Below are 8,710 nucleotides of genomic sequence, written 5' to 3'. Positions count from 1 at the left end.
CAAGCTGAGCCGGCAGCTGAAGCAGGAACTGACTCAGGCGGAAAACACCGTGGCCAAGCTGATTGAGACTGACGGCAGCGAGAAGGTCCTGGACCCGACCGACGCCTCAGCACCGAAGGAATAAGATCATGACGACTTTTCAAGAATTTCGAGCTGAATACACCCCCCGCGTCAACGACTTTTTAGTGGAAAACCTGCCTAAGGAAAGCGATGACCCGCGTTTTGCGGAAATCATGTCCTACTCGGTCATGGCAGGCGGCAAGCGCCTGCGGCCGTTGCTGTTTTTGGCAACTCTGGACGCTCTGGGCCAGAAAATTGATGCGGCCGCGATCAAGGCAGCCTGCGGGATCGAACTGATCCATACTTATTCGCTGATTCACGACGACCTGCCGGCCATGGACAATGACGACTACCGCCGCGGCAAGCTGACCAGCCATAAGAAGTGGGGCGAAGCTGAAGCCATTTTGGCCGGGGATGCCCTGCAGCCTTTGGGCATTCAGTGGATCGCCCAGGCAAGCAAAAGCTGGCGGCTGGTTGAAATCATTACTGAGGCTGTCGGCCCTAAGGGCATGGTGGCCGGCCAGTATCTGGACATCGACACCACCAACAATGAAAACAGCGATGAGAAGCTGATTGACCGCATGGAATGGTTGAAAACCGGCTGCCTGATTCTGGCCAGCGTGCAGATGGCAGCGGCCTTGGCAGACTGCCCGAAAGAACGGGAAGAGAAGTACTTGGCTTTTGCCAAGCATTTCGGCCGGGCCTACCAGTTGTACGATGACCTGGTAGACATCGTTGAAAGCCAGGCTGAGGCCGGCAAGGCCACCCACAAGGACCAGGAAGTCGGCAAGAACAACAGCCTGACTTTGCTGGGGGCCGAGCAGACCAGAAGCGAGCTTAAGCAGCTGATTGCCCAGGGACGGGCTGATCTTGAAGGCGAGAATGCCGAGGTCCTGCTTGGCTTTATGGATCTATATCAGAAGGTGCTCTAATGGCAAATAAAGAACGTGCGGACGTGTTGTTGGCCTCAAAGGGAATTTTTAATTCCAGAAGCCAGGCGCAAAGAGCGATCATGGCCGGGCTGGTAACCGACCACAATCACCAGCGCATCGACAAAGCCGGAGAGAAATTCCCGGTTGACGAAGAATTTTTCATCAAAAAAGACCGGCTGAAGTATGTCTCCAGAGGCGGCTTCAAGCTTGAAAAGGCAGTCAAGGTCTGGGATATCGACTTAAAAGACAAGATCTGCCTGGACATTGGCGCGTCGACTGGCGGCTTTACCGATGTTGCCTTGCAAAACGGCGCCAAGCTGGTCTATGCGCTGGATGTAGGTTACAACCAGCTGGCCTGGCAGCTGCGGGACGACCCGAGGGTCGTGGTGATGGAGCGGCAGAATTTCCGCTACTCGGTTCCGGCCGACTTTACTGAAGGGCTGCCGGACTTTGCCATGACGGACGTGTCCTTTATTTCCCTGGATCTGATCATGCCGCCAATGTACGCGATTTTGAAAGACCAGGGCGAAGCCGTCTGCCTGATCAAGCCCCAGTTTGAAGCTGGCCCTGAAAACGTGGGCAAGCACGGAATCGTCCGGGACCACGCGGTGCATGAAGCCGTGATTGAGCATACGATGGCCAAGGCCCTGGAAATCGGCTTCTCCATTCTGGGCGTAGACTACTCGCCGATCAAGGGTGGCAAGGGGAATATCGAATTTTTGATTCACTTGAAGAAAAATCTGGCTGACCCTGGCCAGCAGCTTTGGACTGGATCAATCAGCGAGCTGATCGCACGGGCTGACCAGGACCTGTAGAAAGTGGTGACGGATTAATTATGCTTGTCGAATTGGACATCCAGAATTTTGCAATCATCAAAAACCTGAAAATCAAATTTCAACCGCAAATGACGGTGCTTATCGGTGAAACCGGGGCGGGGAAGTCGATCTTGATCGATGCCTTGTCGCTGCTTTTGGGTCATCGGGCGCAAAAGGAAATGGTGCGCTCCGGGCAAAGCAAAGCCATCGTGACCGGCCTGTTCACCCTGCAGGATGATGAAATGCGGGAGGTTGACCAGCTGGCGGCTGAATACGGCCTGCCGATGGACGGCGACGACCTGATCATCAGCCGGGAAATTTCCAGCAAGGGCCGCAACGTCATCCGGATCAACGGCCAGCTGACCACGATTACGGCTTTGGCCAAAATCGGCGAATACCTGGTGGACATTCATGGACAAAACGACCAGCAGATGTTGATGGACCAAAGCCGGCAGATTGACCTGGTTGACGAATATGCCGGCCGGGACTTCAAACCCCTGCTGGCTGCCTACCAGGCCGACTATGAGACCTGGCTGGCTCTCAACCAGCGCCTGGACCATCTGCGCCGCGACAGCCGGGAACTGGCCCAGCGCCAGGATATCCTGCAGTTTCAAGTGGAGGAGCTGACCCAGGCAGATCTGACTGACGAGCATGAGGACCAGCAGCTGGAAGACGAGTTCAACAAGCTGAACAACTACCAAAAGATTGCCGAATCGGCCAGCTTCATGATCCAGCTTTTTGACGACGATGAGCATGGGCTGACCAGCCTGCTGGGGGATGCCCAGGGGACGGCAGAAGATCTGGCTGACCTGGACCGCGATTTCAAGAACGTGGCCCAGTCCATCACTGACGGGGTCTACTCGCTCAGCGATGCCCGCTCGGAATTGGGTGACATCATGGACAGCCTGGAATTTGACGAAGAACGCTACCAGTATGTCCAAAACCGCCTGGATCTCTTGAACAATCTGAAGAAAAAGTACGGTCCCAGCCTGGCCGACGTGTTTGACTTCTACGAGAAGGTTTCCCGGGAACTGAGCCAGTTTGAAACTGGCGGCCTTGATGAAGAAGAGCTGCTCAAGCAGATCGCGGCCGTTGAAGAGAAGCTGAGCCAGCAAGCAGCTGAATTGCACCAGGCCAGAGAAGCTACTGCCTTGAAGCTGGAAGAAGCCATCAAGCATGAACTGGCCGACCTGTACATGGACAAGGCCCGGTTCTCAATCCGCTTTGCCAAGACCGACAGCTTCACGGCCAAGGGCAACGATGACCTGGCCTTCTACATCGCGCCGAACCCGGGCGAGGAACTGATGCCGCTGGTCAAAATTGTTTCTGGTGGGGAACAGTCCCGTTTGATTCTGGCTTTGAAGGCCATCTTCTCCCGGGTTGAACCGGTCGGCACGATGGTCTTTGACGAAATCGATACTGGGGTTTCCGGCCGGGTAGCCGCAGCCATCGGCAAAAAGATGCACGCGATTGCCGCTGAAAAGCAGGTAATCGCCATCACCCACTCCCCGCAAGTGGCAGCCAGTGCTGACCACCGCTTTGCCATCGCCAAAACCGTTCAGGAAGGCGAAACCTTCACTCAAGTCAAGGCGCTGGATGAGGACAGCAGCATCAAGATGATCGCGCAGATGATGGCCGGCGCCAATGTAAGCGAGGCAGCCGAGAAGAACGCGGCCGACTTGATTGCCAGCCAGCGGAATTAGCAATCGATTATTAAAAATAAAAAACTCTCTTGTCAGCAGGCAAGAGAGTTTTTTGCATCTTTTCAAGTAAAAAAGCCGTAATTTTTCGCAATATTGCAGGTGAAAATGATTGACAATGAACAATATGTATTTTAATATAATTTTAAAAATACCCCCAGAAAAGGTGATGTGATTCTGGGGGCTGGTAAAAATCTGTGAGAAAGAGAGGACGAAAAAATGAGCCTATCAAAGATAAAAGCGCCTCTGGCGCTGGCTGCTTTGTCGCTGGTCATGCTGACCGGCTGCGGGAAGTCCAGCAGCCAGACCAGCAAGAAGCAGGAATTCTCCTGGTCAACCTCGGCAGAAATTTCCACGATCGACATGTCCAAGGCCAGTGACACCGTCAGCTTCGACCAGCTGCGCAACACAATGGAAGGCCTTTACCGGACCGGGAAAAACGGCAAGCTGATGCCGGGGCTGGCAACCAGCAGCACCGTGTCCAAAGACGGGAAGACCTATACTTTTACCCTGCGCAAGTCCAGATGGAGCGACGGCAGCAAGGTAACCGCCAAAGACTTTGTTTATTCCTGGCGACGGACGGTCAACCCCAAGACGGCTTCAGAATATGCCTACTTGTTTGAAGGCATCAAAAACGCTACTGCCATCACCGCTGGCAAGAAACCGCTCAGCAGTCTGGGCGTAAAGGCGGTGGGCGACTACAAGCTGGTCGTGACCCTGGACCGGCGAATTCCTTACTTCAAGTCGCTGATGGCTTTCGCCCTCTTCTTCCCGCAGTCTGAGAAGGCGGTCAAGAAGTATGGCTCCAAGTACGGCACTGCTTCCAAGTACATGCTGTACAACGGCCCGTTCGTTCAAAAGGGCTGGACCGGTTCCAACCTTTCCTGGAAGATGGTCAAGAACAAGTACTACTGGGACAAGAAGAACGTCAAGATCCAGCAGATCGACTGGAGCGTGCAGAAGACCCCGTCAACGGCCTACAATCTTTACCAGTCCAACAAGCTTGATGCTTTGAGCCTGGACTCATCGCAGACCAAGCAGCTGTCCAAGAAGGCCGGTTTCCAGTTGATCAATAACGGTGGGACAGCCTACCTGCAGTACAACTTGCAGAATGACGAGAACCTGGCCAACGTCAACATCCGCCGGGCAATCTCCATGGCAATTGACCGTTCGGGCCTGTGCAGCACTTTAGGGGGCAACAACCAGCCGGCCAAGACCTTCACGTCCAAAGGCGTGATGTATGTCGGCAACAGCGAATACACCAGCGGCATTGCCAAGAGCAGCGAAGCTTACAACAAGTATCGCAAGTCAGAGGCCAAGAAGCTCTTTGAAAAGGGGCTGGCGGAACTGGGCAAGTCTTCAATTACGGTTTCGATCATGGCTGACGACACTGACAGCGGCAAGAAGACCGTTGAAGCCCTGCAAAGCGAACTGACCCAGACTCTGGGCAAGATCAAGGTTGAAACCACGACCGTTCCGTTCAAGACCCGGATGGCCCGGCGTGAGGAAGGCAAGTTCGACATCATGGTTTCCACCTGGATCGCGGACTTCAACGACGCGATTTCCTTCCTGGACCTGCTGACCAGCAACAACAGCAGAAACTACGGCAAGTGGAGCAACAGCGAGTATGACAAGCTGATTGCCGCTTCCAAGACGACTTCGTCAAGCAGCGACCGGGTCAAGGACCTGCAGCAGGCAGAAGCAATTCTGCTCAAGGATGAAGGGATTACTCCAATCTACTACATCAGCACGGCATATTTGATCAGACCGGAAATCAAGAATGTCTACAACGACAACCTTGGCGGCTGGCAGTTCAAGTACGCGAGCGTGAAATAAGCATAAAGAGACCGGCTGGCCGGTCTCTTTTCATGTCTATGGGAGTTCAACGGTCAGGATGTCATTGACGTCAAGCAAGTAAAAAATTTTGCTGTCAGCATCGCGGAAAACAAAGCGGCTGGCTGAAACGCGCTTGGTAATCTTGCCGACCTGCCAGCTGCCATCGTTTAAAGTGATCAGCAGATACTGCCGCTTCAAAAAGGCCAGGTGGAGCTTGGCCAAATTGATGGTTAGGCTGTCGCCGCGAATGGTCAGCCGGTCTTCATCATAAGCGAAGAGGTAGTGGAAGGCTTTCTTGAGCGGCTGAACGGCTTGGCTGGCAAAAGTTTGAAATTGGGACATGGTGAAAGACTCCTTTAAGAAAATTTTCGAACGCCTGTTTGTAAAATCATTATACGAACAAGTATTCGAAAAAGCAAGCCCCTTTTTTAAAAAAGCTTTTTTCAGGTATAAGACTTGATCAGAAAGCACTTATGGTCCAAAATAGAATTACTAGTCAAAAAAAGGAGCTATCATGGCAGATAAAGGATTATTGCTGGTTTTGTCCGGCCCGTCCGGGGTCGGCAAGGGAACAGTCAAAAGTGCAATTGTTGAACACAAGGTTTTCCCTTTCGAGTACTCAGTTTCAATGACCACCCGCAAGCCCCGCGAAGGCGAAGTGAACGGGAAAGATTACTACTTCGTGACGCGGGAGGAATTCAAGCAGGCGATTGCTGACAACCAGCTGCTTGAATACAACGAATACGTTGGCAACCTTTACGGGACCCCTTTGGGGCCAGTCAAGGAAATGCTGGCTGCCGGCAAGGACGTGCTCTTGGAAATCGATGTCAACGGTGCCCGGACCGTTCGCCAGCAAATGCCGGATGGCGTCTTTATTTTCTTGACGCCGCCAGATTTGCACACTCTGAGGGACCGTCTGGAACACCGCGGAACTGAATCAGAAGACGTGATCCGGGGCCGGATTGCGCAAGCGCGCAAGGAAATTCTGGTAATGCAGGACTACGACTACGCGGTGGTCAACGACACGGTCGCCAACGCGGTCGCCCACATCAAAGCAATCGTTGACGCTGAACACGTCAGCGTCAAGCGCGTGATCGACGATTATCGGAAAATGGTTAAGGAGGACTAACATGAGAATTACCTACCCATCAATTGACAAGCTGCTGGACGAAGTTGATTCAAGATACTCGCTGTCAGTTTTGGCTGCCAAGCGGGCTCATGAACTGGAAGCCGGCAAGCCGGGCGCTTTGGACAACTACCATAATTTGAAGCCGGTCGGCCAGGCATTGGAAGAAATTGCCGCCGGCAAGGTAACGATTGACGCAGACCACCATGGTGAAGCTGCAGAATAATCCTTGAAGAGGGAGCGGACCGAACAAGCCCGCTCTTTTTTTAGTCTGGAGGAGGGATTCAAATGATTGCACAGGTGATCGTCGACGTTGCCGCGCGCCAGACTGACCGCGTCTTTGAGTATCACGTGCCTGACGGCCTGGACGCTGATGTCGGCAGCCGGGTGATCGTCCCGTTTGGCCGCCGCAAGGTTCAAGGCTTCATCGTTTCTCTGACTGAGCAGAGCAGCTTTGCCGGCCAGCTGAAGGATCTGCTGCTGGTGGTTGATGAAATGCCGCCTTTGACTGAAGAGCTGGTAGAGTTGTCCGCAGACCTGGCTAGGGAAATTTTTGCCTACAGAATCAGCATTCTCAAGACGATGCTGCCGGGTGTGATGCGGGCCAACTACCGCAAGATCCTGGTGCCTGCCAGCGAGCAGGCCGCCAAGCTGCCCTTGTTTCAAGGAGACGAGGTAGACCTGGCCAATCTGGAAGAAGCGCATTTGATCAAGATGGTCAAGCAGCTGATCAGCAAGGGGGAGGCCAGAATCGAATACCTGGTTGAAAACCAGGCCAGAAAGAAAATGACCGCGGTCTATTTTCCCCGCCTGAAGGCGGAAGAATACCGCGAGCTCTTGAATGAGGTGCGGGCAGGTGCCAGCCAGCAAAAGAAGCTGCTGAGCGACCTGGCCGAGAACCTGCCGGCTTATCCCAAAAGCCGCGAGCAGCTGAAGGAGCTGGGAATCAGCACGGCTGCCCTGAAAAATGCTTTGGAGAAAAACTGGCTCTCTTTGAAAGAAGTGGAGCAATACCGCCGGCCAACCAAGCCGGTTGCCCCCAGCCAGCCGCTGAAGCTCAACGCCGACCAGGCCGCGGTTTTGGACCGGATCAGCCAAGACCTGCAGGCGCACAAAAGCCAGACCTTTCTTTTGGAAGGAGTGACCGGCAGCGGGAAAACCGAAGTCTACCTGCAGGCAATCAGCCAGGCACTGGCTCTGGGGCGGACAGCCTTGATGCTGGTGCCGGAAATTTCGCTTACTCCGCAGATGGTAAGGCAGGTTCAGTCCCGTTTCGGCCAGCAGGTAGCCGTGTTGCACTCGGCCTTGTCTGAAGGCGAGCGCTATGACGAGTGGCGGCGGATCCGCCGCGGCGAGGCCCAGGTAGTGGTCGGCGCCAGAAGCGCGGTTTTCGCGCCCCTGCACAATATTGGCCTGATCATTATTGATGAGGAACACGAAGGCTCCTACAAGCAGGACAACAATCCCCGCTACCATGCCCGGGACGTGGCCATCTGGCGCAGCCGCTACCACGGCTGCCCCTTGATCTTGGGCAGCGCCACGCCGTCTCTGGCCAGCCGGGCCCGGGCACAAAAGGGGGTCTATCAGCTGCTGCGCCTGCAGAAGCGGGCTAAGAACCAGCCGCTGCCGCGGGTGGACTTGATCGATTTGAAACACGTCCAATTCGCCGGCAGCCAGTTTGACCTCTCCTGTCCGTTGACCGAAGCCATCCAGGACCGTCTGGCCAAAAAAGAGCAGGTGATCCTGCTTTTAAACCGTCGCGGTTTTGCCAATTTCATGCTCTGCCGCAACTGCGGCTTTGTCTTGAAGTGCCCCAACTGCGACCTGTCTTTGACCATGCACAAAGACACCTGGACCATGCAGTGCCATTATTGCGGCTATCAAGAGGCCGTGCCCGAAGTCTGCCCGAACTGCCGCGACCGGCAGATCCGCTTCCTGGGGACGGGAACGCAGAAAGTTCAAGAAGAGCTCAGCGAACTTTTCCCTCAGGCCAAAATTCTGCGGATGGACGTTGACACTACCCGGCGCAAGGGCAGCTATGAGCGCATCTTAACCAGTTTTGGCCGCGGGGAGGCCGATATTTTGCTGGGCACGCAGATGATTGCCAAAGGCCTGGACTTTCCTAACGTCACCTTGGTCGGCGTGGTCAACGCCGATACCGGTTTGTGGCTGCCGGACTACAATGCTTCGGAAAAGACCTTTGAGCTTCTGACCCAGGTTGCCGGCCGGGCCGGCCGGGCC

At 54.6% G+C, this 8,710-nt stretch carries 8 protein-coding genes and 1 pseudogene; 8 read left to right on the top strand and 1 reads right to left on the bottom strand.

Features of this window, described 5'->3' with window-relative positions; genetic code table 11:
* The 5 genes and pseudogenes from lacNas_RS14365 to lacNas_RS12710 all read left to right on the top strand — a co-directional run.
* Nucleotides 1–124, top strand: a pseudogene (locus tag lacNas_RS14365) (exodeoxyribonuclease VII small subunit); the annotation flags it as partial.
* 4 nt (nt 125–128) lie between these two features.
* A complete protein-coding gene (locus lacNas_RS12725) occupies nt 129–992 on the top strand; it encodes a polyprenyl synthetase family protein (protein ID WP_201331619.1) in 864 nt (287 codons plus the stop codon).
* A complete protein-coding gene (locus tag lacNas_RS12720) occupies nt 992–1,807 on the top strand; it encodes a TlyA family RNA methyltransferase (protein WP_201336227.1) in 816 nt (271 codons plus the stop codon). The genes lacNas_RS12725 and lacNas_RS12720 overlap by 1 nt, the downstream gene beginning before the upstream one ends.
* A gap of 20 nt (nt 1,808–1,827) precedes the next feature.
* On the top strand, nt 1,828–3,510 hold the full coding sequence (gene recN, locus lacNas_RS12715; RefSeq protein ID WP_201330466.1) for a DNA repair protein RecN: 1,683 nt from the start codon (nt 1,828–1,830) through the stop codon (nt 3,508–3,510).
* Nucleotides 3,511–3,726: 216 nt separating this feature from the next.
* Nucleotides 3,727–5,343 carry a peptide ABC transporter substrate-binding protein gene (locus tag lacNas_RS12710; protein WP_201330465.1) on the top strand — a complete coding sequence of 539 codons (1,617 nt, stop codon included), beginning with the start codon at nt 3,727–3,729 and terminating at the stop codon, nt 5,341–5,343.
* Between the two features lie 36 nt (nt 5,344–5,379).
* On the opposite strand, the gene lacNas_RS12705 is transcribed toward lacNas_RS12710, so the two are convergent.
* Nucleotides 5,380–5,685: a hypothetical protein gene (locus lacNas_RS12705; protein ID WP_201330464.1), complete on the bottom strand. Its 306-nt coding sequence runs from the start codon at nt 5,683–5,685 to the stop codon at nt 5,380–5,382.
* Between the two features lie 172 nt (nt 5,686–5,857).
* Here lacNas_RS12705 and gmk point away from each other — a divergent pair, with 172 nt between their 5' ends.
* From gmk to priA, 3 genes are all read left to right on the top strand, one after another.
* Nucleotides 5,858–6,472, top strand: coding sequence for a guanylate kinase (gene gmk / locus lacNas_RS12700; protein WP_201330463.1), 615 nt, complete (start codon nt 5,858–5,860; stop codon nt 6,470–6,472).
* A gap of 1 nt (nt 6,473) precedes the next feature.
* A complete protein-coding gene (rpoZ, locus tag lacNas_RS12695) occupies nt 6,474–6,695 on the top strand; it encodes a DNA-directed RNA polymerase subunit omega (RefSeq protein ID WP_201330462.1) in 222 nt (73 codons plus the stop codon).
* Between the two features lie 62 nt (nt 6,696–6,757).
* The coding region (priA, locus tag lacNas_RS12690) for a replication restart helicase PriA (protein WP_201346924.1) at nt 6,758–8,710 on the top strand (1,953 nt) is incomplete at its 3' end.

The organism is Lactobacillus nasalidis, assembly GCF_016587775.1.
Classification (GTDB): Bacteria; Bacillota; Bacilli; order Lactobacillales; family Lactobacillaceae; genus Lactobacillus; species Lactobacillus nasalidis.
The sequence above is the reverse complement of the archived record's forward strand: the minus strand, read 5'-3'. Positions and strand labels throughout refer to the sequence as shown.

Bases quoted from the DNA above. Each gene is read 5' to 3' on its own strand.
- lacNas_RS12725 (WP_201331619.1), top strand. From the start codon at position 129: ATGACGACTTTTCAAGAATTTCGAGCTGAATACACCCCCCGCGTCAAC.
- lacNas_RS12720 (WP_201336227.1), top strand. From the start codon at position 992: ATGGCAAATAAAGAACGTGCGGACGTGTTGTTGGCCTCAAAGGGAATT.
- recN (WP_201330466.1), top strand. From the start codon at position 1,828: ATGCTTGTCGAATTGGACATCCAGAATTTTGCAATCATCAAAAACCTG.
- lacNas_RS12710 (WP_201330465.1), top strand. From the start codon at position 3,727: ATGAGCCTATCAAAGATAAAAGCGCCTCTGGCGCTGGCTGCTTTGTCG.
- lacNas_RS12705 (WP_201330464.1), bottom strand. From the start codon at position 5,685: ATGTCCCAATTTCAAACTTTTGCCAGCCAAGCCGTTCAGCCGCTCAAG.
- gmk (WP_201330463.1), top strand. From the start codon at position 5,858: ATGGCAGATAAAGGATTATTGCTGGTTTTGTCCGGCCCGTCCGGGGTC.
- rpoZ (WP_201330462.1), top strand. From the start codon at position 6,474: ATGAGAATTACCTACCCATCAATTGACAAGCTGCTGGACGAAGTTGAT.